The sequence below is a fragment of the Bacillus sp. FSL K6-2944 genome (assembly GCF_038005385.1).
Lineage (GTDB): Bacteria > Bacillota > Bacilli > Bacillales > Bacillaceae_G > Bacillus_A > Bacillus_A cereus.
Genome location: NZ_JBBOTE010000002.1, coordinates 666,048 through 690,104, shown reverse-complemented (window position 1 = coordinate 690,104; position 24,057 = coordinate 666,048). Strand labels below are relative to the sequence as shown.

Genomic DNA, 24,057 nt, shown 5'->3' with positions numbered 1-24,057 from the left:
ATATTAACTCGTATATATAAGTTAGTCAACACTCGTATATACGAGTTTGTGTTTTTTTTATAAAAAAAAGAGATGAAACAATATTTTGTTCCACCTCTTTACTTCCTGCGTGCCACATCCGAAAAGTGAAAAATATCTAAACGGTGGCGTGATTCTGTATATTCAAACTGACTTCCATCATACAAATGTGTAAAGTTTTTCACAACGACAACATAGTCTGTTCCATTTAAATCTAAATACTTTCTGTCATCCTCTGTACATGGCTGTACTTCTATTACCCTCTGCGAATAACTAATATGTAGCCCAAGCTCTTTCTCGATGTATTTATAAATCGATGCAGTTGCAATTTCTTTCGTTAATCCTGGAATAAACTCAGATACAAAATGATTTATATCTAAAATTACTTTTTCTCCATCAATATTTCGTACACGTTTAATATGGTCAATCTCTGTTTTTTCTTTTACATTTAATAATTTCGCAATTTCTTTTGTGGCTTTTTCTTTGTCCATTTCCACAACTTCCGTAATACAATGACGTCCCAAACGTTCATTTTCTTCTTGGAAACTTACAATACCGCCAAAATTAAATTCAATATTTTTTCGCTTTAAAACAAAAACACCTTTTCCATGAATTTTTTGCACATATCCACGCTCTTGCAGTAAATCTACAGCTTTTCTTACCGTGCCTCGGCTTGCCTCATACTGCTTCATTAATTCTGTTTCTGATGGGATTTTGCATCCCTCTTTTAATTGTTTATTATCAATAGATTTACTGATTTCTGTATAAATTTGTTCATACTTACTCATCATCTACAATAGCCCCTTGTCACCTTCTAATTCTATATGTATTATAACATGCTTCACTCTTCTGCCAATCTCTCACTTATTTTCCAGTACAAGAAAAATATAGGTAAATATTTAATCTTTAAAACGTATTTTTATAAAAATTTTTATATTTTTCTTTTCATTCAAAAAAACATGTAGTATACTAACTTCAAAATCAGAGGAGAAAGGGAGCAAAGAACTATGCTTACTTATACAACAACTGTAGTTACATTTGCACAAAAACATCATCATCATACGTAACCCTTGAAACCTAGCGGAAAAATTACGCGTAGGTACAAGGGTTATTCCCGTTGTACCTACGCTTTGGCGAAAGAGCCATGTAGGTATTTTTTTATCTACATGGCTCTTTTTTTATTGTCAAAAAGCTAGTAAAAAATGATGTTTAAGCAAAACTTACTACAAAGGAGTTAACAAAAATGGAAACGAAAAAATGGGGATTATGGGTTTTAACAGCATTTGTTATCGGGAATATGGTTGGCGGTGGCGTATTTATGCTTCCAGCAAATTTAGCACAAGTATCAGGGCCAATGGGTTCTACACTCGCATGGAGTATTACAGGCCTTGGCGTATTTATGATTGCACTTGTATTTGGAAATTTAGCGATTCGGAAACCAGAATTAAAAGCTGGACCACAAAGCTATGCTCAAGCGATGTTTCCTTCAAAAAAAGCTGGTAAAGTTGCAGGATATAGTATGGCATGGGGATATTGGGCTGCTAACTGGGCTGCAACAGCATCTGTTATTATTTCCTTTGCTGGATATTTATCAACATTCTTTCCAGTTTTACAAAGTAAGCAAATTCTTTTTTCAATAAATGGATTTTCACTGGAACTCGGAAAAGGATTAACTTTCCTCGTATGTAGCCTTATGCTGTGGGGAATTCAATATATTCTTTCTCAAAATATTGATCGAGCTGGAAACATGAATCTACTTGCTACCATTGCAAAAATTATTGGATTTACAATGTTTATTGTAATTACATTATTCATTTTCAACGCCTCTAATTTCGGAGACGGTCAAACCTTTATGAATGAAGCAGGACAATCAATCTCATTAGGTGGACAAATCAATTCAGCTGCTATTGCAACACTCTGGGCATTTATCGGTATTGAATCAGCAGTTATGCTTTCTAATCGTGCAAAATCACAGCGCGATGTAAAAAAAGCTACGATTTTCGGATTAATTATCGCTCTTCTTATTTACATGTCAATTACTTTACTTACAATGGGAGCTCTTCCGCAAGATGCTTTAAAAGAGTCTCAAAAACCATTAGTAGACGCATTAAATTTAGCAATTGGAAATAAAGGTGCATATATAATGGCTTTACTCGCTCTTATATCTTTATTTGGATCTACAGTTGGCTGGATTGTTGTTAGTTCAGAGGTACCTTACCAGGCAGCAAAAAATGGACTTTTCCCTAAGTTTTTCGGGAAAACAAATAAAAAAGGTAGTCCTTCAAAATCATTATTGATTACAAATGTAATGACGCAAATTTTCTTATTTTCAACGATTTCTGGTACTGTTTCAGAAGCGTATAGTTTCGCTATCGTCGTAGCAACATTAGCCTATTTAATTCCATACCTTGTTTCTACCTTGTACCAATTAAAATTAGTTATTACAGGAGAAACGTATGATATACTGCCAGGATCTCGAGTAAAAGATGGAATCATTACGACATTAGCGTTGATATACTCCATTTGGGTTATCAAAACGGGAACTGCTGATTTAAAAACATTCTTCTTAGGAATTGGATTGTTCGTATTAGGTCTTATTCTTTATCCAGTACTAATGAAAGACTCACAAAAAACGGATTAAATAAAGAGAAGCTGCTGGCTTCTCTTTTTTATTAAAAATCTGTAATTAACTTTTCTTTTAGCTCTCCTACAGATAAAGGTTTCGCATAATAAAATCCCTGTACATAATCACAGCTCATTGATTGCAACAAACTCTCTTGCTCTACTGTTTCTACTCCTTCAGCAACTACTGCTAAATTTAAACTATGAGCAATTTCAATAACGGATTTTACAATCGTTCGTTCTGGTTGTGCGTGATCATAATGAAATTCACGAATAAAATTACGATCAATTTTTACAATATCCAGTGGTAGTTGTTTTAAATAATATAAGGAAGAATAGCCAGTTCCGAAATCATCCAAAGCAATTAAAACACCCATATTTCTTAATTCTTGTAATGTAGCAATAATATAATCAAAATGGCGGACTGCAATACTTTCCGTTATTTCTAATATTAAACGGTTCGGAGGAAAACCAGTTCTCTTTAAAATGCTACGTACTGATAAAATAAAACGTTTCTGCATTAATTGTTGTATAGATAAATTCACAGATAACTTTAGTCCTTCTTGATAATTCGGCAATGTTTTAAACAAGCGACATGATTTTTCTAATACCCAGTCTCCTAGTTTTATAATAAGTCCAGACTCTTCAGCTACAGGGATAAATTCGCTTGGTGAAATAGGTCCGTCTTCTGTCATACAACGTACTAGAGCTTCTATACCAGAATATCTCTTCGTTTTCAAATCAATAATAGGCTGCAATGCTACATCTAACTCTTCATCACGAATTGCCTTTTGCAAAGCAAACTCAACTTTCATTCTACGATTTATTTTCGCGCGTAGCTCATCTGTAAAGAAACACGCAGCGTTTCTCCCCTGTTCTTTTGCACTATACATAGCTAAGTCAGAGTTTTTCAATAACGTTTCCACATCTTGTCCGTCTTGTGGATAAGAACAAAGTCCCAGACTAGCTGAAATGTATACTTCATGGCCTTCCAGCATAAATGGTGCCTGAAAACATGACAACACAGATGTCGCTAACTGACTCATATCATCTTGTCTATGATTTTTTGTTAACAGCACAAATTCGTCGCCACCTAGCCTAGCCAGAACATCTTTCTCTCCTAGTACATAATGCAACCTTGAAGCAACTTCACTTAAAAGTAAATCCCCTATCATATGACCTAATGTATCATTTACTAATTTAAAACGGTCCAAATCAAAGTAAATCATACCAAATTCTTTTTTATCTGCAATCAATTCGTTAACGGTCGTTATTAATTGTAAACGGTTAGGCAAACTCGTTAAAGCATCATGATAGGCAAGTTCCCTATAACGACTTTCACTTAGCCGCAATCTATGTTCCGCTTCTTTTCTACTACTAATATCATTTCGAATTGCGATAAACTGGTATGGCTCTCCTTTTTCATTTAAAAATGGAACAATTGTTGTTTTGACCCAATAATATGTACCATCTTTTGCTCGATTCCGAATCTCACCTGTCCATACTTTCCCATTCAAAATACGCTTCCATAAGTCTTGAAAAAAGTTTTTTGGATGATGTCCTGAATTTAAAATACGGTGATCTTTTCCAATTAATTCTTCTCTTTTGTATTTAGAGATTTCACAAAATTTATCATTTACATATGTAATAAGACCTTTTCGATCTGTAATTGCAACAATTGAAGACTCATCTAATGCTAACTTTAAATCTCGCAATGAAGAGTCATATAATGCATGACCTCTCTGTTCTAGCATGCGCATCTCTCCTTGCTTCTATCTGACTAAAACACAACCTGTTTCTCTTCATAGAAATAGAGATATTTCATTTTCTAATACTAGCCCATTACATAAATTATCTTTTTGAATAGACCGATTAAAATAACATAATATTATTTGTAATAAAAAGCAATATTATACCGTTCTAATTATAAATAGTAGCTTCTCATCTCCCTAATTATTTCGTACCTTATTATACTGCAATCCCTTTAAGTGGCTCTATGCAAGCCTTGTTTCCAACTAATACCACTCACATCTGATCTCTTTGTTTTTAATAACGAAATAGAAATTAGAACATACTACATAACTATTCACGAATAATAATATAAAACTCTACATCAATGTATATGTTTTTGAATTACAATAACAAAATATTAACATATTTTCACCTTAATTTTGGAAGTATTTTATAAATAAATACCGTATTAAACTAAAAAAGAGGATAGCCTCTTTTTTAGTTTAATACGAATATGGTATTTGCTGATAACCTGGGTATGGCATTGGATACGTTACAGGGTATGGCGACGGATAAGCTACTGGATATGGAGCCGGATAATACCCTCCACTTGTTGCACCTGTTAATGCACCAGCTGTCAGTCCGCCTAACACTCCTCCTGCAAAGCTTCCAGGGAAAAATCCGCCTCCCCATGAACTACCACCACCCCAGCCCCATCCGCCTCCGTGATGATGATGGTGATCATAGTGATTGTGTCCTCCATGGTGATGATGTCCACCGTTATGATTGTGCCCACCATGATTGTGTCCTCCATGATGATTTCGATAATACAATCCATTATTTTCTATATAATTCATGTTTCTCCGCTCCTTTTCGATTTTTTCATTTTCATATGCGTTAAGAGTGGGATAAAAAATGGGATAGTACACTGTATGTAGGACAAATGCGGAAAGTATAGGTGAAATGTCTATATTTTGTAAAAAAAGCAAAACACCTTATAATAAAGATGTCATATTACATCTTCTATTTAAGAAGTCTATATTGAAAAAAGATTAGGGGAATTATATAGAAATGAAGAAGCCTATCGTTCAATTACTATTAATATTTACAATTGTATCTATCGTTCTGTTCCTATTAAATACATCGTATATCTCGTTATATACATTTGTCGGTGCTCTATGGTCCATCACAATCGTAGGAATTTCATTCGTTATTTTTATAGAAAATAGATCTCCACAAAGTACATTAGCATGGTTTTTAGTATTAGCACTTCTTCCTATTATAGGTGTGCTATTATACGCTATTTTCGGGCGCAGCCGCTGGAGAAGAAAAAAACATCTCCATCGTTCAGAAGAACAAAGAAAATTATTCCGTGAAATATTAGAAGGAAGAAGACTAGAGTTATTACTCACAGTCCCACTAAATGAACGTTCCATACATTTAACAGAAGTCATACAAAAATTTGGAGGCGGTCCTGCTGCAGATAAAACAACTACAAAACTTTTAACAAACGGAGATCAAACATTTTCAGAAATTTTGCGAGCTATAGAGCAAGCAAAACATCATATACATATTCAATACTACATTTATAAATCTGATGAAATTGGTACAAAAGTTCGAGATGCTTTAATACAAAAAGCAAAAGATGGTGTTATTGTACGCTTCCTTTATGATGGCCTTGGAAGTAATACGTTAAGACGACGATTTTTGCACCCTATGAAAGAAGCTGGGATTGAAATTGTAGAATTTGACCCTATTTTTTCAGCTTGGTTACTTGAAACTGTCAATTATCGTAACCATCGAAAAATTGTTATTGTAGATGGCGAAATTGGTTTTACCGGAGGACTCAATGTCGGTGATGAATATCTTGGCCGTTCCAAGAAATTTCCTGTTTGGCGTGATAGTCATTTAAAAATAGAAGGAAAAGCATTATATAAATTACAAGCAATCTTTCTAGAAGACTGGCTCTATGCCTCTAGTGGTTTAAATACTTATTCCTGGGATCAATTCATGAATAGACAATACTTCCCAGGTAAAGAGATTTCAAATGCAGAAGGTGCTGTTCAAATCGTAGCAAGCGGACCAAGCTCCGATGATAAAAGTATTCGTAATACATTATTAGCTGTTATGGGTTCTGCAAAAAAATCCATTTGGATCGCTACACCCTACTTTATTCCAGATCAAGAAACTTTAACATTATTACGCTTAAGTGCAATTGCCGGAATAGATGTACGGATTTTATATCCAGGTAAAAGTGATAGCATCATTAGTGATCAAGCATCTCAATCCTATTTCACTCCGCTTTTAAAAGCTGGTGCTTCTATTTACAGTTATAAAGATGGTTTTATGCATGCAAAAATTGTACTCGTTGATGATACAATTGCAACTATTGGAACAGCGAACATGGATGTACGTAGCTTTGAATTGAATTACGAAATTATTAGTGTACTTTATGAATCAAAAACAGTTCACGATATTAAACGTGATTTTGAAGAAGATTTTAAACATTCAACTGAAATTAAATGGAACTCTTTCCAAAAAAGAAGTATAAAAAAACGCATATTGGAGTCTTTCATGAGGCTCATTTCTCCTTTACTGTAGGCAATCAACTTCATCTTGATTGCTTTTTCTTTTCCCTTTATCCTCCTTCCTTTTCTTTGCATACCATATTAAAACAAGTTATCATAAGATGTATTACTTTATGAAAATAATGTTAGGTGGGAAATACATGTTAGAACAATTTCATATACATGCTGATTTAAAACAACAGCTTTCTACGATTCATGAAAAGAATAAGCAAGAAGCTGGTGAAAATGCACATTTAATCGGAACGAAAATATATAAAGCGTCTGATAATAGCATTATTGAAGATGCGATTACAGCACTTCTTCTTGGCAAGAACATTCTATTAAAAGGACCGACTGGTAGTGGTAAAACAGTACTAGCGGAAACTCTTTCTTCTTTATTCCAAAAACCAATGCATAGCATTAACTGCTCTGTCGACTTAGATGTAGAGGGTATTTTAGGATACAACACACTACAAACGAAAGATGGTGCATCTGAAGTTTCATTCGTTAACGGTCCTCTTATGAAAGCAATGAAGAACGGCCACTTCCTATATATTGACGAAATCAATATGGCAAAACCTGAAACGTTACCACTTCTTCACGGCGCATTAGATTACCGTAAAATGATCACAAACCCATTTACACAAGAGGTTGTATACGGTGATGACGAATACCGTGTAATTGCTGCGATTAACGAAGGTTACGTTGGAACAAGTGAACTAAACGAAGCGTTAAAAAACCGTTTCGTTATTATTGAAGTTCCTTACATTCAAGGTGATACATTAAAAGAATTATTATTAGCAGAATCAAAATTAAAAGATGTTGCAACAATTGAAAAGTTCGTTGCCTTTGCAAGCGACCTTATGCCTTTAGCTCGCGATGGACGTGTAAGTGAAGAAGCGGCAAGTATTCGTGGCATTATCGACGCATGTGATTTAGGTGTATATATTCCTGTTATGCGAGCGATTGAACGAAGCATAATTGCAAAACTTAATGATGAAACAGAACAAATGACTGTCCGTGAATTAGCAGAAAGTTATTTCTTTGAGGGATAATTTATGAGACAAATTTTTAGTGACAAAAAAATTGATGCGTCGCTGTTTCTACAAATGGAAAACTTAATGTATGCCCTTCTAAAAGAAGACGATGCCTATCTTGAATATGGCTATAAAGCATACTACGACGAAATTGAAAAGAAAGTTGTCATTAGTCACTTTTGGGATGATCGAAAAGAAGAAGATACAGTAATCGGATTAAAAAGCGAAGTGTTCTTAAAAGCACTTGGTAATAAACATTACTCGGACATGACTTTAATTCGTTCTTATGCGATTGAATTGCAAGAATCGCCCCTAAAAAAGTTTTTAACACAATTATTTGTTCTATTAGAAGATTTACGCGTTGAGGAAATTGTAAAGAACTTACGTCCTGGCACGAAGCATGTTTTTAAAAGAAGAAAAGAAATGTATCGCAATTACTTTAGCTCACAAAATGAAATCAATCGCGTTCGTAACTATCACGGTGATCGTCTATTTTGCCTATGCTATCTTTCATTAACGAGCGATAAATATGAAATGTTTAATAATGAATATTTCGAACAAATTGAAGCTATTTTGCATGAAACATTCCAAGCTCGTAATACGGAAGATATTATGTATATCGTTGAGAAAATTCGCTACCGCTTAGAGGAGCTTCTTGAAAGTGATATGCTTAACAACTATTTCGGACATGCACCGCTTTATTTATCTGTTCTTGCAGACGAAAAGAACTGTCGCGTCGAAGATTTAGCAAATGATGATACGCAGCTTATAGATGACGATGAAAATAAAAACAAAATGGATGAAAGTTTCTCCACATGGCATCGTGAAAATAAAAATAACGAAAACGAGAACTTTTTACGCTTTGAATTAGAAAGCGGAACAAAAACAAACATGATGGGCGATACTGCTCGTGAATCAGAAGATGGCGACCAAGCACTTGGTTCTGTACAAGGTACTTCTCAAAAAAGTACACAATCCAACTTTGATGGCGCTGATACAGAAGAAGCAAGGGCTTCACACGCTTCTAGTCAAAATGATGGTGCATATGGTAAATATAACACTGGCGCTTCTCATACATTTAAAGAAGCACGTAAACCAAATCCTGATGAGAAAAAGGATTACCAAGCTATCAAATCAGTCGTTAATAAAGATGTAAAAGAATTAAAGAAAATTATCGAAAAAACGATTGAAAATAAAACGAATGCAAATAGTGATAAATATTACGGAAGACTTCGTAAGAAATTCCTTCGTATTTATACTGAAAAGCAGCCTCGCATGTTTTATAAAAAAGGGCAAGAATCACAAGAGCTCGACGTTGCATTCCAACTGTTAGTTGACTGTTCTGGTTCTATGTATAACAAAATGGAAGAAACGAAGAAGAGTGTTGTACTATTCCATGAAGCTTTAAAATCTTTAAAAATCCCGCACGCTATTAGCGGATTTTGGGAAGATGCCTCTAGCGCTAAACCTGAAGATAAGCCGAACGTTATCCATGAAGTTGTAAATTATAAAAACTCAACGTTACCAAACGTTGGTCCAGAAATTATGCAACTTCGTGAAGAAGAAGATAACCGCGACGGATATATTATTCGTATCGTTTCTGAAAAGCTTGCCAAAAGACCTGAGAAACATAAATTCTTACTAGTCTTCACAGACGGTGAGCCTTCTGCGCTAGACTATCAACAAGACGGAATTTTAGATACGCATGAAGCTGTTAAACTCGCGCGTAAAAGTGGTATGGAAGTAATCGGTATCTTCATCGAAGAAGGCGAAGCGAAAGAAGCAACTTATCAATTGATGAAAAACATTTATAACCATCACTTCTTAGTTGCAAATCACGCTGAAGATTTACGACTGAAGATTAAACCATTACTGAAAAAATTATTACTGAAGACGATTGAATAGAAAATAGGAGCCTTGTGGCTCCTGTTTTTTCGTTCAATTACTTTGTTTCTGGTTGAAACTTGTATGGAATGGCTACTTCTAACAAATATTCAAATCCTCCGTCATAGTATGGGAAGCGCTCATTCGCAATTGTTCGATCCACCCACTCTACTGCAGAAATTTCACCTTCATCTTCCGCAATAAGTTCACCTTTTTCTACATTCGCTCGGAATGTAAAAAATAGCGCATGATTCCCTGATTCTTCAAAGAATTTTTCATTGATCGCAACAAGTCCACCTAACGTAGCAGTTAAACCTGTCTCTTCTTTCACTTCTCTTATTAGTGCTTCCTCTAATATTTCACCTTTTTCCACAGCCCCACCTGGCAATGACCAAACGTTTTGTTCTACATTATGTACCATTAATATTTTATCTGTTTCTTCATCATGTATTAGTGCATATACGACATCAACTCTTTGCATAAGACCTCTCTCCTTCCAAAAATGAGGAAGAGCCGATTCCTAAGAATCGACTCTTCCTATTAATTCATCACTAACTCAGCTGTGAGCTTTTTTTTTAACTTAGCCAGCATGTCAGTTGTCATTTTGTCTAAATCGTATTCTGCTTTAAAGCCCCACTCTTTCATTGCTGCTGTTGCATCAATAGAGTTTGGCCAGCTATCAGCGATTGTTTGACGAGCTGGATCTACTGCATAATCCATTGTAAACGTCGGAATGTGTTTACGAATTGACGCTGCAATTTGCTCTGGCTCGAAGCTCATTGCTGTAATGTTAAATGCATTTCTATGCACTAGCTTACTTGGATCAGCTTCCATTAATGAAATGATCGCTTGTAAAGCATCAGGCATATACATCATGTCCATATATGTTCCTTCAGCAATGTATGAGGTGTATGCACCTTTTTTAATCGCCTCATAATAAATTTCAACTGCATAATCAGTTGTTCCGCCTCCTGGAGGCGCTACGTAAGAAATTAAACCTGGGAAACGGACACCGCGCGTATCTACGCCAAATTTTTGATAATAATAATCACACAGTAATTCTCCTGCCACTTTGTTTACCCCATACATCGTAGTAGGACGCTGAATTGTATCTTGCGGTGTATTATCTTTTGGCGTTGATGGACCAAATGCACCGATAGAACTTGGCGTGAAGAACTTACAGTTTAATTCACGAGCTGCTTCTAGAGCATTTACAAGTCCACCCATATTTAAATTCCATGCAAATAACGGATTTTTTTCTGCTGTTGCTGAAAGTAAAGCTGCTAAATGAATAATTGTATCTACTTCATTACGCTTTGCGATATCATGTAGTTTTTGTCCATCTGTTACATCTAACGTTTCAAATGGACCAGACGTTACTACTTCACTATCTGTTTCACGAATATCTGTTGCAATAACATTTGATGCGCCGTATACATCACGAAGTTTCATTACTAGTTCAGAACCAATTTGCCCTAAAGAACCGGTTACTAGAATTTTTTTCATTTTCCCCACTCCTCATTTGCAAGCTATTCAAAAGATGTCGTTACTTAAATGATGCCCATTTCTTTTCCTACTTTTTCATACTTAAGAATTGCTTCATCTAACATTTCTTTCGTATGAGCTGCTGTAGGCATATTACGAACGCGCCCTGTTCCTTTTGCTACAGTTGGGAACACGATAGATTTTGCGTATACACCTTCTTCATTTAGACGTTTACTAAATTCTTGTGTTAATACTTCGTCCCCAATGATACAAGGTGTAATTGGCGTTTCACTTTCCCCAATGTTAAAGCCAAGTTCTTTTAATCCTTGTTTCAAGTAGCGTCCATTTTCCCATAAACGATCGTGTAACTCTGTGCTTTCCATTAAGATTTCAATTGATCTCATGCAAGCTGCTGCATCAGCTGGTGTTAATGCTGTAGAGAATAGGAATGGACGTGAACGAACTTTTAACCAGTCAATTAAGTTTTGTTTCCCTGCTACATACCCACCAATTACCCCAATTGCTTTTGATAATGTACCAATTTGGAAATCAACTTTATCAGAAAGACCGAAGTGCTTTACAGTTCCTGCACCTTTTCCAAGTACACCTGAACCGTGTGCATCATCTACGTATGTCATTAAATCTAACTCTTCTGCAATCTCAACAATTTCTGGTAGTTTTGCAACATCTCCATCCATCGAAAAGACACCATCTGTAATTACCATTAATTTATTGTAAAGACCTGATTCTTTCGCCGCGATTGCTTTTTGGCGTAAATCTTCCATATCAGAATGTTTATAAACAATAATTTTTGCTTTTGATAAACGACTACCGTCAATAATAGATGCATGATTTAATTCGTCTGAAAGAATCGCATCATTTTTATCCATAACAGCTGAAATCGCTGCCATATTACAGTTAAATCCTGATTGATAAGCAATTGCTGCTTCTGTATGTTTAAACTTTGCAATTGTTTCTTCTAACTTAATATGCAAATCTAAAGTACCGTTAATTGTACGAACAGCCCCTGCTCCAACACCGTACTTATGAATAGCACCAATTGCTGCTTCTTGCAAACGGCTATCTGTTGCTAATCCAAGATAGTTGTTTGAAGATAAGTTAATATATTCTTTTCCGCCAATTGTAATGATTGGTCCATTCGAACTCTCAAGCGGATCAATTACGTTATAAAGCCCCTTTGATTTTAAATCCTCTAAATTTTCTTCTAAAAATTTCGCAAGTGTTTTACTAGACATTGTGAAGCCTCCCATCGTTCATGTAAGCGGATTATTGTCTTAATAGTTCTAATAATCCCTCTACTAGCTTAACACGTTTTCAGAATTTATTATAGAAAAATAGTTTAAAGTAACCGCTTACAATTCTAGATTATATATGATTCATTACAATAAATCTATCATTTACTTTTCATATTTGATAGAATTAAAAAAATATTTAGGGAGGCTTCAAACATGGCATTTACAGAATCTGATGTATACAATAACACAGCATTTTTCGAACAATATATGAAACGAAGATACCGAGAAAATAGCCCAAATGAATCCATTGAAAAACCAGTATTCTTTCAGCTCATTGGTCATGTGCAAGGAAAACAAATTCTCGATTTAGGCTGTGGTGATGCTAAGTTTGGTGCGGAATTATTAGAAAAGGGATGCTACTCTTACACCGGCATTGAAGGCTCCGAGCTTATGTATGGAAAAGCTAAAAAACAACTAGAAAATAAAAATGGATCTGTTCATTTTTTAAACCTCAAAGATTATACCTATCCCTCTTCCACTTTTGATTTAGTAACCTCTAGACTCGCCTTACATTATATTGAACATCTTGATATCATTTTTCAAAATGTGTTTCAAACTTTAAAAACAAATGGTACCTTTACCTTTAGCGTTCAACATCCCGTTATTACTTCTTCATTTGAAAGCTTACAAACAAGTGGTAAAAGAACGAGTTGGCTCGTCGATGATTATTTTAAACTAGGCAAACGGGTTGAACCATGGATTGACCAAGAAGTTATTAAATATCATCGTACAACGGAAGAGTATTTCACATTATTACAGCAAGCCGGATTTACCATTACATCATTAAAAGAAGCTACACCAAATCCAACCTATTTTCAAAATAAAGAAGAGTATAAACGTCGCTTACGAATTCCTCTCTTCCTCTTATTTTCTTGTACCAAATAAAAAAACGATGAATCACTCATCGTTTTTTATCTCATTGCCTGAGCAACTTCTTTAACTACACGTCTTCCTCTTCCGTGCGGGATACAAAGCGGTGTTCCAAACAACGGATCCGTACTAATTTGACACTCCATTCGGAATACATCACGTACTAGTTTCTCATCTACCACTTCTTCAGGTTTACCTTGTGCATATATTTGTTTATCTTGAATTGCTACAATGTTATCTGCATAACGGCATGCTAAATTCAAATCATGTAATACCATAACAATTGTTCTTTGTTCTGTTTCATTTAATTCGAATAATAAATCTAGCACTTCAATTTGGTGAGTCATATCTAAGTATGTAGTTGGCTCATCCAGTAAAATGATATCTGTATCTTGTGCAAGTGTCATTGCGATCCAAGCACGTTGACGCTGCCCACCTGAAAGAGCATGCACATCACGCTCAGCAAATTCTGTCATACCTGTTGCTGCAAGTGCCTTCTGTACCATTTCCTCATCTTTTTCTGACCACTGTTTCAGCCATGTTTGATATGGATAGCGTCCTTGTTTTACAAGTTGCAATACTGTAAGCCCTTCTGGTGCTTGCGGTCCTTGCGGTAAAATTGCCATTTGACGAGCAATTTGCTTCGTTTGCATACTTTGAATAGCTTGATTATCTAACAAAATGTCACCAGTTGTTGGCTTTAATAATCTAGCTAGTGAACGTAATAAAGTTGATTTCCCGCAACCGTTGGAACCGATAAAGATTGTAATTTCACCTTTTGGAATTTCTAAATTCAACTCATCAATAATAATTGTTTCACCATAAGACAACGTCAAGCGTTTCGTCTCCAATGCTTTTTGCATATTCATCTCCCTTTATGAATTCCGACTTTTATAAAGTAAATAAATAAAATAAGGTGCACCAATTGCTGATGTAAATACCCCTGCTGGAATTTCAAGTGGTGTGAAAATTGTACGCCCTATTAAATCTGCAGCAAGTACTAGAATTGCACCGACAATAGCTGCAACTGGGAGTAATGCACCGTATAAAGAACCAACTAATCTTCGTGAAATATGAGGTGCCATTAAACCGACAAATCCAATCCCTCCGGCAAAGGCTACCGCACCACCAATTAAAGCTGTACTAAGTAATAACATAAATACACGCGACTTCGTTAAAGGAACCCCAAGTCCTACCGCTATATCATCCCCTAGCTCTTGTGCATTTAAATGCCTAGCTGCGATAAATGATATTACTGTTAAAATGAGAACCCAAGGCGCAAGTACCATAACATTTTGCCAAGAAGAGCCGTAAACGGTACCCGTAATCCATACATTCGCTTGGCTCGCTTGATAAATTGGTGCTAGCAACATAAATAATGTTGTCGCCGCCTTCGTTAATGCCCAAAATCCAACACCAATTAAAACGAGACTAATTGGTGATAATCCATCATTTTTCCATGCAAATAAGTATACAAAAACCGCTACAATCGTTGCTCCTGCAAAAGCTGCGAGCGGCATATAATGAATACTTACCGTTAGTGCATTATTTTTATCACTAAATAGCGCTAAAAATAATACAACTGCGACACTTGCCCCGCCCGTAATCCCGATGATATCAGGAGAAGCAAGTGGATTTCGAACGAGCCCTTGTAAAATACAGCCCGCTACCGCAAGCGCAATTCCTACGAGGATAGCAATTAAAATACGTGGCATACGAAACTTATTTACAACCATATTTGACATTGCATCGCCATTTCCGGTAATTGCTTGCCATACGTCATAAGGAGCAATTTTCATGTCTCCCATACCTGCGCTCGCAAAGAATAATCCTATTAAAACAACTAGTAAACTTAACAAGACGAGACAAGCTCGTTTATACATTAAAAACGAGAGCTCGCCTTTTCCTATACGAAACGGAATATATTTCTTCATTTGCTAAGCCCTCTCTTACGTGCAATATAAATAAAGAATGGAGCTCCAATAAATGCTGTCATAACTCCTACTGGTACTTCTTGTGGCATAATGACATATCTTGCTGCTATATCAGCCAATATTAGTAGTATTGCACCTAACAATCCGCTATAAGGCACTCTCCATCTGTGGTCAACTCCAACAAGAAATCTAGCAAAATGCGGAGTAATAATTCCAATAAATCCAATTGGACCAGCAACCGCAACTGAACCACCAGACAACAGTACAATAATAAGTAACACGAATGATTTCATTAAAATTGTTCGTTGTCCAAGTCCTTTCGCGACGTCTTCTCCCATCATCAATGTATTTACTTTCCCTGCCATCATAAGAGATGCAATCCATCCTATTAATAAATATGGGAATACAGATTGTAAAATTTCTAACTTTCTCCCTTGCACAGATCCAGCAAGCCAAAATAATACCTCTTCAAGTGCTTTTTCATTTAACACAAGTAATCCTTGTGTTAATGATGAAAATAACGCACTAATTGCGACCCCTGCTAACGTTAACTTAAGAGGAGTAGTCCCTTCTTTTCCTAAAGAACTAGAAGCAAATACAAGTACAGCTGCAACCGCAGCTCCTAAAAAGGCAATCCATGTGAAAGCTGATAATGATGTTACTGAAAAGATTACAATTGCTACAACTATGAAGAACGCAGCACCTGAATTTAATCCAATAAAATCTGGAGAAGCAAGTGGATTCTTAGTTAAAGTTTGCATAAGACAACCCGCGATGGCTAAACTAGCACCAACACTTGCTGCTATAAGTGCCCTTGGAAGGCGCACATTTTGAATAATAATATGTTCATTAGAACCATTAAAATGGAAAAAAGCATCTAGCGCTAATTTCCAGCTCGTATTTGTATATCCGAAAATAATACTTCCCCAAATACAAATAACGACTGCAATGATTCCAACGAATAATCCAATCCATTTTGCTTGATTTGTTTTTAATAACATGCAGCGTTTCCCCTTCAATGTATAATGATACGTTGTAAGTGTATTTCAACTTAATTCTTATTGTCAACGGAAATGAGAATTATTTTCAACCATATGTATTGACAATCAAAAGATAAAGGCTTAATATCATGCTTGCTATTGAAAAATATTCTCAACATGTAGGGGGTACATAATGAATTTCATGCGGAAGAAATCGTTTACAGTATTTGTATTTTTACTAGCATTTTCAATGCTTTTAAGCGCTTGTGGAAAATCAAATAACAAAGAAGAATCTACAAAAGAAGATAATAAAAAAGAAGTGGTTACTGTAGAACATGCAATGGGTAAAACAGAAGTTCCTGCTAATCCAAAACGTGTAGTTATCTTAACAAATGAAGGAACTGAAGCTTTACTTGAATTAGGTGTGAAACCAGTTGGTGCTGTAAAGTCTTGGACTGGTGACCCATGGTATCCACATATTAAGGATAAAATGAAAGATGTAAAAGTTGTTGGTGATGAAGGACAAGTTAACGTTGAAACAATCGCTTCTTTAAAACCAGACTTAATTATCGGTAACAAAATGCGCCACGAAAAAGTGTACGAACAATTAAAAGCAATTGCACCTACTGTGTTCTCAGAAACATTACGTGGTGAATGGAAAGATAACTTCAAATTTTATGCAAAAGCATTAAATAAAGAAAAAGAAGGTCAAAAAGTTGTAGCTGATTACGAATCACGTATGAAAGATTTAAAAGGCAAACTTGGCGATAAAGTAAATCAAGAAATCTCTATGGTTCGTTTCATGCCTGGTGATGTTCGTATTTATCATGGCGATACATTCTCTGGTGTTATTTTAAAAGAACTTGGATTTAAACGTCCTGGAGATCAAAACAAAGATGATTTTGCAGAGCGTAACGTATCTAAAGAGCGTATTTCTGCTATGGATGGTGACGTATTATTCTACTTCACATTCGATAAAGGAAATGAGAAAAAAGGATCTGAACTAGAAAAAGAATATATAAACGATCCTCTATTTAAAAATTTAAATGCCGTAAAGAATGGTAAAGCATACAAAGTCGACGATGTTATTTGGAATACAGCTGGCGGTGTAATTGCTGCTAACCTATTACTAGATGACATCGAAAAGCGCTTTGTTAAATAATACACCTCTAGTCAGCACCCTCCTATGGTGCTGGCTATTTTCTATTTCACTGAAGTGTCACATTATTTCATTTTGTATTTTTATTCCCAATATGTTATATTATAAAAGTAAATAGAATATATTTTCTCTATATCAGAATAAATATTTTAATCTAAATTTTCTGATTAATCACTATTTTATTTTCTTTTAGAATTCAATTATTACATTTGAAAGCGCTTATCATCTCGTTTTCAGGGCAAAATACAGTAACGGTTGAAGAAAAATAGAACTTTTTAGAAATTTTCTTTCTATTTCCATATAATTCTATTGACTTCTAAATATTTTGTAAATTAAAATGATTACATAAATATCCGTTATACAGGATTAGGGGGAAACAAAAATGGATGCAGCTTTAAAATTAGACAAAGCTGGAGAGCAACAATCACCAAAAAAACATCCACCAGGGTTATACTTGTTGTTCTTTACAGAAGCATGGGAAAGATTTAGTTATTACGGAATGCGTGGCTTATTAGTTCTTTATTTAACAACGAGCTTAGTAAGCGGCGGTTTAGGATTTGATAAAGCAGTTGCAGTTCAAATTTACGGTATTTTCACAATGTTAGTATACTTCACACCGATTATCGGTGGTTGGTTAACTGACCATTTCATTACGAAGCGACATGCCATTACTATTGGTGGTATCATCATGGCACTTGGTAACTTTGTACTATTTTCAATGAACACAAAAACCGGACTATTTTTAGGATTAGGATTATTAGTTATTGGTAATGGATTCTTCAAACCAAATATTTCGACTTTATTAGGTCAATTATATAGCGAAAACGATTCTCGTCGTGATAGTGCCTTCACTATCTTCTACATGGGAATTAACTTAGGGGCTTTTGTTGCTCCATTCATTTGCGGTTATTTCGCAGATTATAAATATGGATTCTTAACAGCTTGTATCGGTATGATCATTGGTCAGATTGCCTTTAACTTATTAGCACCTCGTTACTTAGGATCTATCGGAACAACTGTTGTAGGGAAAAAATCTAAAGAAAAAAATGCAAAAGTAATTGAGAAAAAACCTTTAACAACACAAGAGAAAAAACGCACTGCTGCAATTTTAATTTTAACTTGTTTCGTAGTATTCTTCTGGGCAGGATTTGAACAAGCTGGTAGTTCTTTAACACTTTACACAGATAAGTTCGTAGATCGTACAATCGGTGGATTTACAATTCCAACACCTTGGTTCCAATCTGTAAACCCACTATTCATTATCTTATTAGCATTACCAGTTTCTGCATTATGGATTAAACTTTCGAAAACAAAAAATGGTGATTTGAAAATCCCAACAAAAATGGCATTAGGTATGATTTTACTAGGAATTGGATATCTAGTTCTAACTTTAGCTGTATTAAAAACTGGTAGCGATGAAAGTAATATTACAATAAAGGCAAACTTACTATTCATTGTATTCACTTACATGTTCCATACAATCGGTGAGTTATTCTTATCACCTATCGGATTATCTATGGTAAGTGCAATCGCTCCTGTTAAATTAGCATCATTATTAATGGGTGTATGGTTAGCTGGTACTGGCTGCGCAAACTTATTAGCAGGACAATTAGCTGCTTTCACTCAATCTTTAGGATATTTAGAAGTATTCGCAAGTATCGGTATTATCGTAATTGTACTGGGATTAGTACTTCTTATGTTCTCTAAGAAAATTGCACATATGATGGAATAACAAAAAGACGCTTCTCAATTGAGAGGCGTCTTTTTTATTATTTCTCCTCTAAAGCTGTCACGTCCACATGAACGCTCTCACCAGGATTAGATACATCATACACTTGAGCACTCCCCTTCTGCTCATCACAGCTCTCAATCCATACTGGTACGCCCTCATATGTAACGTCAATTCTACTTGAAGAAGATAAAATTTGTTTCACACGTTTCACATCCATACTACTATCCCTCCTTTTGCTTACTACACTCCTTTCTATTTTTTCTTTTCCTTTTACAATATATTCCGTAAGGCAGCATGTTGATTGATAGTCATTTCTTCCTCACATGCTAATATTTACTCTCTCGCTACCTTTCTGACAAATAAAAAAAGACGTATATTCCATACGTCTTTTTCCATAATATTCAAATTTTAAGAAAATAATGTTTTTACTACCGCACTTACTTTATCATTATGGATTTGATAATACACTTCTAATCCTCGTCTTTCAAAGCGCACTACTTTATTTTGCTTTAACTTCGTTAAATGTTGTGAAACCGTTGATTGCGGAATTTCTAATACTTCCTGTAGTTGTGTTACATTACATGTTCCTCTTTGCATAAGTTCCATTACTAGACGTAGACGAAGTGGGTGAGCTAACGCTCTTAACATTTGTACATCTTCTTCTGAAATACGACATTCGAATTGATTTTGGCTCATAAAGTTCCCCTCATTTTCGTTTTTATTTGCGTTTTTATGTTCTTTTTATTTATTTATATATCTGTTCTTATATTTCCTGTTACGACATAACTTTATCAACCTATAAAGCCGAAAAATTTTTCCATCTTTATCAGCAAAAATTCAGGAAAAAATCCTTGCTGATTTTGAATATTATACTATATGATATAACGAAAAAGCAAAATAATGGCCTACGAATACTTTGCTTGCAAACGTTGTTTTATCAAGCTTTTTGTTATATTTTCACCTCATTGAAACGCACAGTAACGGTATTGTAAAATACCGTCTATAATTGATAACCTATCGTAATGTAGTTGAACTATAATTAACCTCTTTGTTACGCTAAAAGGAATTTTCAGTAAAAAGAGATGATGTGATATTAAAAATTTGTTTCTAATTTTTTATTCGTATTGCAAGCGGTTGGACTGTTGTGCAAAACTTCCTATTTAAATCCACTCACCAATCCTCCCTCACACTAGATCAAATAGGACAGATCAGTTCATATATCAAACTTTATACTCGATATAAAAGATGGCATCTAATATACACTTATAGGAAACATGCCAGCTGAATAAGCAAAATAATATGCAAATAGTTTATACAGCACACTTAAATTCATTTGAGTGTGTTTTTTGTCTACTTTATGAACAAAGCTTTTCTTTTAACACTATTATGGAATAATTATACTTTTTTACGTTGACAATAGTGTTGAAGGAGAATATACTAAGCATGTAAGTTGATTGTGAATAGTTTCACAAATAATGTGAATTTCTTCACATATAATAGATAGGAGTTGTCATTATTATGAGTACTTGGACACAAATTTATGACCCATTAAACAATATTTGGTTATCTGCACTAATCGCAGCACTTCCAATCTTTTGTTTCATCATTTGTTTAATGGGATTCAAAATGAAAAGTTACATGGCTGGTCTTTATAGTGTGATTGTCGCTATTATCCTTGCAATATTTGTTTATAAAATGCCAGCAACAGTAGCTGTAGCATCTGCTGGATTCGGTGTTTTATCTGGATTTTATCCAATTTGTACTATCGTTATCGCCGCAATTTTCCTTTACAAATTAACTGTTAAAACAGAGCAATTCAATATTATTCGCGATAGTATTTCAAGCATTACAAATGATCAACGTTTACAAGTATTATTAATCGCTTATTCTTTCGGTGCTTTCTTAGAAGGTGCAGCTGGTCTAGGGGTTCCAGTTGCTATTACAGCCGCACTACTTGTAGGTATGGGCTTTAATCCATTAAAAGCAGCAGGTATTTGTTTAGTAGCTAATATTGCTGGTGGTGCTATGGGTGCTATGGGTATTCCAGTTACAGTGCCAGCACAATTAACTCAACTTGACGCATTAACTATTGGTCGTCAAACTGTTCTTATTTTACCTTTCATTAGTATTATTTTACCTTTCTTACTTGTTTCAATGGTCGATGGAATTAAAGGTATTAAAGAAACTTGGCAAGGTATTCTTGTAAGTGGTGTTTCTTTCGCTATTACTCAATTCGCTGTGACTTACTTCTTAGGTGCAGAACTTACTAATATTTTCGCAGCAGTTGTAAGTATGATTGCTCTTGCATTATTCTTACGTGTTTGGCAACCAAAATCTTCTACTAAAGAAGAAAAACAAGAAACTAAAGTATCACATACATTCAATCAAATTTTATACGCTTGGTCTCCATTCGTATTCTTAACTGCATTTGTAACAATCTTTAACTTAAAACCGATTAAAGCTTTATTTGCTCCAGATGGTGCGTTAGCAAACTTAGTATTTAACATTCAGTTCCCTGGTCTTCATAATGCTGTTATGAAAACTACACCAATTACAAAAGCTGATACACCTTTCGCAGCTGTTTTCAAATTTGATGTATTCTCTTCTACAACTACTGCGATTGTACTAGCAATTATCGTTTCACTTATCGTTTACCGCGTAAAAGGTAAAATGGTTAAAGAATTAATGATTGAAACAATGAAAGAATTAAAAGCTCCAGTATATACAATTTGTAGCGTTATCGCTTTAGCTTACGTAGAAAACTACTCTGGTATGTCATCTACACTTGGACTTGCATTCTCTTCTACTGGTAATGCATTCCCAGTTCTTTCTCCAATCTTAGGATGGATTGGCGTATTCATTACAGGTTCAGTAGTTTCAAGTGGTTCTTTATTCGCACCACTTCAAGCAGTAACAGCAGACCAGTTAAACATCGTTCCTTCTACACTCGTTGCCTTAAACGTAGTAGGTGGTACAATGGCAAAAATGGTTTCACCACAATCTGTAGCAGTTGCTTGTGCCGCAGTTGGACTAGTTGGTAAAGAATCTGCTCTATTTAAAACAGCAATGAAATACAGTTTAATCTTCTTAGCTGTTATTAGCTTACTTCAATTAAACGCTGTATTTAATATCTTTTAAAAATAAAACACCGATCCAAGTGGATCGGTGTTTTTCACATTACATTTTTTTATTTTTTAATAAAGAAGCTCCAGCAATTTCAGGGTGAGTCATTTCGAATGGATCTAAAATAATATCCAATTCCTCTTCTGTCAGTACACCATGTTCTAAACATAACTCCCTAACAGATTTCCCTGTTTCAATTGCTTCACGTGCAATACGAGATGCTACTTCATAACCAATATGAGGATTAACTGCTGTAATAATTCCAACACTTTTCTCAACATATTGCTTCAGCAATTCTTCATTTGCCGTAATTCCTTCAATACAATATTCACGGAATACACGGAATCCATTATTCATAATACTAATAGATTGAATTAAATTAAATACAAGCACAGGCTCCATTACGTTTAACTCTAATTGTCCTGCTTCTGATGCTAAGCAAATTGTATGATCGTTTCCGATTACTTGGAATGCGACTTGGTTAATCACTTCTGCCATAACTGGATTTACTTTACCTGGCATAATCGATGAACCTGGCTGACGTGCTGGCAATTGAATTTCAGCTAACCCAACACGTGGTCCAGACGCCATAATACGAAGATCGTTTGCAATTTTAGACATGTTCATCATACATACTTTAAGTGCTGCAGATACTTCTGTGTATGCATCTGTATTTTGCGTTGCATCAACTAAATGCTCTGCACCAACAAGTGGGAATCCACTAAACGTTCTTAAATGTTTTACCACTTGTTCAATATACATAGGATTTGCATTCAATCCTGTACCAACAGCTGTCGCCCCCATATTCACTTCATATAAATGCTGACGAGACTGTTTAATTCTTTTTATATCACGCGCAAGCACTCGGCTATACGCTTCAAATTCTTGTCCAAGGCGAATTGGAACTGCATCTTGTAAATGTGTGCGTCCCATTTTAATAACGTGATCAAACTCTTTTGCTTTTTTACGAAAAGCAGAATGAAGTTCTTCCATTGTAATAAGAAGCTTTTCTAACATCATAAGAGTTGCAATATGAATCCCTGTTGGAAACGCATCGTTCGTTGATTGGGCCATGTTCACATGAGTGTTTGGGCTAATTTTCGCATACGCCCCTTTTTCATATCCCATACGTTCTAACGCTCTATTCGCAATTACTTCATTTGTATTCATATTAATAGAAGTTCCGGCTCCGCCTTGAATAGGATCCACGATAAATTGATCATGAAACTTTCCATCAACAATTTCTTGCGCTGCTTCTGCAATTTCATGTCCAATGTCTTTAGCTAAGTAACCAGTATCTATATTCGCAAGCGCCGCCGCTTTTTTCACAATTGCCATTGCTGTAATGAGTGATGGATGAATGCGATATCCTGTAATTGGGAAGTTTTCTACGGCACGTAATGTTTGTACACCATAATAAGCTGCACTTGGTACTTCTTTTTCACCTAAAAAATCTTTTTCTATACGTATATCCTTCGTTGCTATCATTTTTATCACCTATACTTTTTCATTCTAAATCCTTATCCCAAAAATCCGCCCTCTAAAAACACGAGTATCATTCAGAAGAATTTTTCAGTATCCACCTTCACTATATAGCAC

The 24,057-nt window shown here is 35.1% G+C and carries 20 protein-coding genes; 8 read left to right on the top strand and 12 right to left on the bottom strand.

All coding sequences use genetic code 11. The features are described 5' to 3' along the window. Window positions 1-98: 98 nt before the first annotated feature. Entirely contained in the window at window positions 99-809 is a 711-nt protein-coding gene (gene treR / locus MHH55_RS24545; protein WP_000987242.1) for a trehalose operon repressor, read from the bottom strand. A 452-nt stretch (window positions 810-1,261) separates the two neighbouring features. Here treR and MHH55_RS24540 point away from each other — a divergent pair, with 452 nt between their 5' ends. Continuing rightward, entirely contained in the window at window positions 1,262-2,659 is a 1,398-nt protein-coding gene (locus tag MHH55_RS24540) for an amino acid permease (RefSeq protein ID WP_000448447.1), read from the top strand. 31 nt (window positions 2,660-2,690) lie between these two features. Here the strand turns inward: MHH55_RS24540 and MHH55_RS24535 are convergent, their stop codons facing one another. Further along, window positions 2,691-4,394 (bottom strand): putative bifunctional diguanylate cyclase/phosphodiesterase, encoded by a 1,704-nt coding sequence (locus MHH55_RS24535; RefSeq protein ID WP_063225515.1) that lies wholly within the window; start codon window positions 4,392-4,394, stop codon window positions 2,691-2,693. Window positions 4,395-4,874: 480 nt separating this feature from the next. After that, window positions 4,875-5,228, bottom strand: coding sequence for a hypothetical protein (locus MHH55_RS24530; RefSeq protein ID WP_001106379.1), 354 nt, complete (start codon window positions 5,226-5,228; stop codon window positions 4,875-4,877). 214 nt (window positions 5,229-5,442) lie between these two features. On the opposite strand from MHH55_RS24530, the gene MHH55_RS24525 reads away from it, so the two are divergent. The 3 genes from MHH55_RS24525 to MHH55_RS24515 all read left to right on the top strand — a co-directional run bounded on the left by MHH55_RS24525 (window position 5,443) and on the right by MHH55_RS24515 (window position 9,880). Beyond that, entirely contained in the window at window positions 5,443-6,972 is a 1,530-nt protein-coding gene (locus tag MHH55_RS24525; RefSeq protein WP_000743025.1) for a cardiolipin synthase, read from the top strand. A 127-nt stretch (window positions 6,973-7,099) separates the two neighbouring features. Further along, on the top strand, window positions 7,100-7,993 hold the full coding sequence (locus tag MHH55_RS24520) for an ATP-binding protein (protein WP_000892971.1): 894 nt from the start codon (window positions 7,100-7,102) through the stop codon (window positions 7,991-7,993). 3 nt (window positions 7,994-7,996) lie between these two features. Further along, on the top strand, window positions 7,997-9,880 hold the full coding sequence (locus MHH55_RS24515; protein ID WP_001248875.1) for a vWA domain-containing protein: 1,884 nt from the start codon (window positions 7,997-7,999) through the stop codon (window positions 9,878-9,880). A 37-nt stretch (window positions 9,881-9,917) separates the two neighbouring features. On the opposite strand, the gene MHH55_RS24510 is transcribed toward MHH55_RS24515, so the two are convergent. The 3 genes from MHH55_RS24510 to MHH55_RS24500 are packed head-to-tail and all read right to left on the bottom strand — an operon-like array spanning window position 9,918 to window position 12,600. Continuing rightward, window positions 9,918-10,340 carry an NUDIX hydrolase gene (locus MHH55_RS24510; protein WP_001189941.1) on the bottom strand — a complete coding sequence of 141 codons (423 nt, stop codon included), beginning with the start codon at window positions 10,338-10,340 and terminating at the stop codon, window positions 9,918-9,920. Between the two features lie 59 nt (window positions 10,341-10,399). Further along, window positions 10,400-11,365: an L-threonine 3-dehydrogenase gene (locus MHH55_RS24505; protein ID WP_000723149.1), complete on the bottom strand. Its 966-nt coding sequence runs from the start codon at window positions 11,363-11,365 to the stop codon at window positions 10,400-10,402. 44 nt (window positions 11,366-11,409) lie between these two features. Continuing rightward, window positions 11,410-12,600 carry a glycine C-acetyltransferase gene (locus MHH55_RS24500; protein ID WP_000095905.1) on the bottom strand — a complete coding sequence of 397 codons (1,191 nt, stop codon included), beginning with the start codon at window positions 12,598-12,600 and terminating at the stop codon, window positions 11,410-11,412. A 213-nt stretch (window positions 12,601-12,813) separates the two neighbouring features. Here MHH55_RS24500 and MHH55_RS24495 point away from each other — a divergent pair, with 213 nt between their 5' ends. Further along, complete coding sequence (locus MHH55_RS24495; protein WP_000885975.1) at window positions 12,814-13,545, top strand: class I SAM-dependent DNA methyltransferase; 732 nt, start codon at window positions 12,814-12,816, stop codon at window positions 13,543-13,545. Window positions 13,546-13,571: 26 nt separating this feature from the next. Here MHH55_RS24495 and MHH55_RS24490 read toward each other — a convergent pair whose 3' ends face one another. From MHH55_RS24490 to MHH55_RS24480, 3 genes are read right to left on the bottom strand one after another with little or no spacing between them, the layout of a single operon-like run. Further along, on the bottom strand, window positions 13,572-14,393 hold the full coding sequence (locus MHH55_RS24490; RefSeq protein WP_001167962.1) for an ABC transporter ATP-binding protein: 822 nt from the start codon (window positions 14,391-14,393) through the stop codon (window positions 13,572-13,574). Between the two features lie 12 nt (window positions 14,394-14,405). Next, window positions 14,406-15,464: a FecCD family ABC transporter permease gene (locus MHH55_RS24485; protein WP_000760057.1), complete on the bottom strand. Its 1,059-nt coding sequence runs from the start codon at window positions 15,462-15,464 to the stop codon at window positions 14,406-14,408. Beyond that, complete coding sequence (locus MHH55_RS24480) at window positions 15,461-16,465, bottom strand: FecCD family ABC transporter permease (RefSeq protein WP_000925211.1); 1,005 nt, start codon at window positions 16,463-16,465, stop codon at window positions 15,461-15,463. The genes MHH55_RS24485 and MHH55_RS24480 overlap by 4 nt, the downstream gene beginning before the upstream one ends. A gap of 172 nt (window positions 16,466-16,637) precedes the next feature. Here MHH55_RS24480 and MHH55_RS24475 point away from each other — a divergent pair, with 172 nt between their 5' ends. Continuing rightward, entirely contained in the window at window positions 16,638-17,606 is a 969-nt protein-coding gene (locus tag MHH55_RS24475) for an ABC transporter substrate-binding protein (RefSeq protein WP_001010276.1), read from the top strand. 379 nt (window positions 17,607-17,985) lie between these two features. Continuing rightward, window positions 17,986-19,335, top strand: coding sequence for a peptide MFS transporter (locus MHH55_RS24470; protein WP_000338317.1), 1,350 nt, complete (start codon window positions 17,986-17,988; stop codon window positions 19,333-19,335). Window positions 19,336-19,372: 37 nt separating this feature from the next. Here the strand turns inward: MHH55_RS24470 and MHH55_RS24465 are convergent, their stop codons facing one another. Both MHH55_RS24465 and MHH55_RS24460 read right to left on the bottom strand, forming a co-directional pair. Further along, window positions 19,373-19,552, bottom strand: a complete 180-nt coding sequence (locus MHH55_RS24465; protein ID WP_000382679.1) for an acid-soluble spore protein H — start codon at window positions 19,550-19,552, stop codon at window positions 19,373-19,375. 191 nt (window positions 19,553-19,743) lie between these two features. Next, window positions 19,744-20,031 carry an ArsR/SmtB family transcription factor gene (locus MHH55_RS24460; protein ID WP_000081428.1) on the bottom strand — a complete coding sequence of 96 codons (288 nt, stop codon included), beginning with the start codon at window positions 20,029-20,031 and terminating at the stop codon, window positions 19,744-19,746. A gap of 822 nt (window positions 20,032-20,853) precedes the next feature. Between MHH55_RS24460 and MHH55_RS24455 the strand changes: the two genes are divergently transcribed. Next, window positions 20,854-22,473, top strand: a complete 1,620-nt coding sequence (locus MHH55_RS24455; protein ID WP_000109096.1) for an L-lactate permease — start codon at window positions 20,854-20,856, stop codon at window positions 22,471-22,473. A gap of 39 nt (window positions 22,474-22,512) precedes the next feature. Here MHH55_RS24455 and aspA read toward each other — a convergent pair whose 3' ends face one another. Next, window positions 22,513-23,946: an aspartate ammonia-lyase gene (gene aspA / locus MHH55_RS24450; RefSeq protein WP_000562128.1), complete on the bottom strand. Its 1,434-nt coding sequence runs from the start codon at window positions 23,944-23,946 to the stop codon at window positions 22,513-22,515. Window positions 23,947-24,057 lie beyond the last annotated feature (111 nt).

Coding starts and splice junctions, on each gene's coding strand:
- treR (WP_000987242.1), bottom strand. CDS start 809: ATGATGAGTAAGTATGAACAAATTTATACAGAAATCAGTAAATCTATT.
- MHH55_RS24540 (WP_000448447.1), top strand. CDS start 1,262: ATGGAAACGAAAAAATGGGGATTATGGGTTTTAACAGCATTTGTTATC.
- MHH55_RS24535 (WP_063225515.1), bottom strand. CDS start 4,394: ATGCTAGAACAGAGAGGTCATGCATTATATGACTCTTCATTGCGAGAT.
- MHH55_RS24530 (WP_001106379.1), bottom strand. CDS start 5,228: ATGAATTATATAGAAAATAATGGATTGTATTATCGAAATCATCATGGA.
- MHH55_RS24525 (WP_000743025.1), top strand. CDS start 5,443: ATGAAGAAGCCTATCGTTCAATTACTATTAATATTTACAATTGTATCT.
- MHH55_RS24520 (WP_000892971.1), top strand. CDS start 7,100: ATGTTAGAACAATTTCATATACATGCTGATTTAAAACAACAGCTTTCT.
- MHH55_RS24515 (WP_001248875.1), top strand. CDS start 7,997: ATGAGACAAATTTTTAGTGACAAAAAAATTGATGCGTCGCTGTTTCTA.
- MHH55_RS24510 (WP_001189941.1), bottom strand. CDS start 10,340: ATGCAAAGAGTTGATGTCGTATATGCACTAATACATGATGAAGAAACA.
- MHH55_RS24505 (WP_000723149.1), bottom strand. CDS start 11,365: ATGAAAAAAATTCTAGTAACCGGTTCTTTAGGGCAAATTGGTTCTGAA.
- MHH55_RS24500 (WP_000095905.1), bottom strand. CDS start 12,600: ATGTCTAGTAAAACACTTGCGAAATTTTTAGAAGAAAATTTAGAGGAT.
- MHH55_RS24495 (WP_000885975.1), top strand. CDS start 12,814: ATGGCATTTACAGAATCTGATGTATACAATAACACAGCATTTTTCGAA.
- MHH55_RS24490 (WP_001167962.1), bottom strand. CDS start 14,393: ATGCAAAAAGCATTGGAGACGAAACGCTTGACGTTGTCTTATGGTGAA.
- MHH55_RS24485 (WP_000760057.1), bottom strand. CDS start 15,464: ATGAAGAAATATATTCCGTTTCGTATAGGAAAAGGCGAGCTCTCGTTT.
- MHH55_RS24480 (WP_000925211.1), bottom strand. CDS start 16,465: ATGTTATTAAAAACAAATCAAGCAAAATGGATTGGATTATTCGTTGGA.
- MHH55_RS24475 (WP_001010276.1), top strand. CDS start 16,638: ATGAATTTCATGCGGAAGAAATCGTTTACAGTATTTGTATTTTTACTA.
- MHH55_RS24470 (WP_000338317.1), top strand. CDS start 17,986: ATGGATGCAGCTTTAAAATTAGACAAAGCTGGAGAGCAACAATCACCA.
- MHH55_RS24465 (WP_000382679.1), bottom strand. CDS start 19,552: ATGGATGTGAAACGTGTGAAACAAATTTTATCTTCTTCAAGTAGAATT.
- MHH55_RS24460 (WP_000081428.1), bottom strand. CDS start 20,031: ATGAGCCAAAATCAATTCGAATGTCGTATTTCAGAAGAAGATGTACAA.
- MHH55_RS24455 (WP_000109096.1), top strand. CDS start 20,854: ATGAGTACTTGGACACAAATTTATGACCCATTAAACAATATTTGGTTA.
- aspA (WP_000562128.1), bottom strand. CDS start 23,946: ATGATAGCAACGAAGGATATACGTATAGAAAAAGATTTTTTAGGTGAA.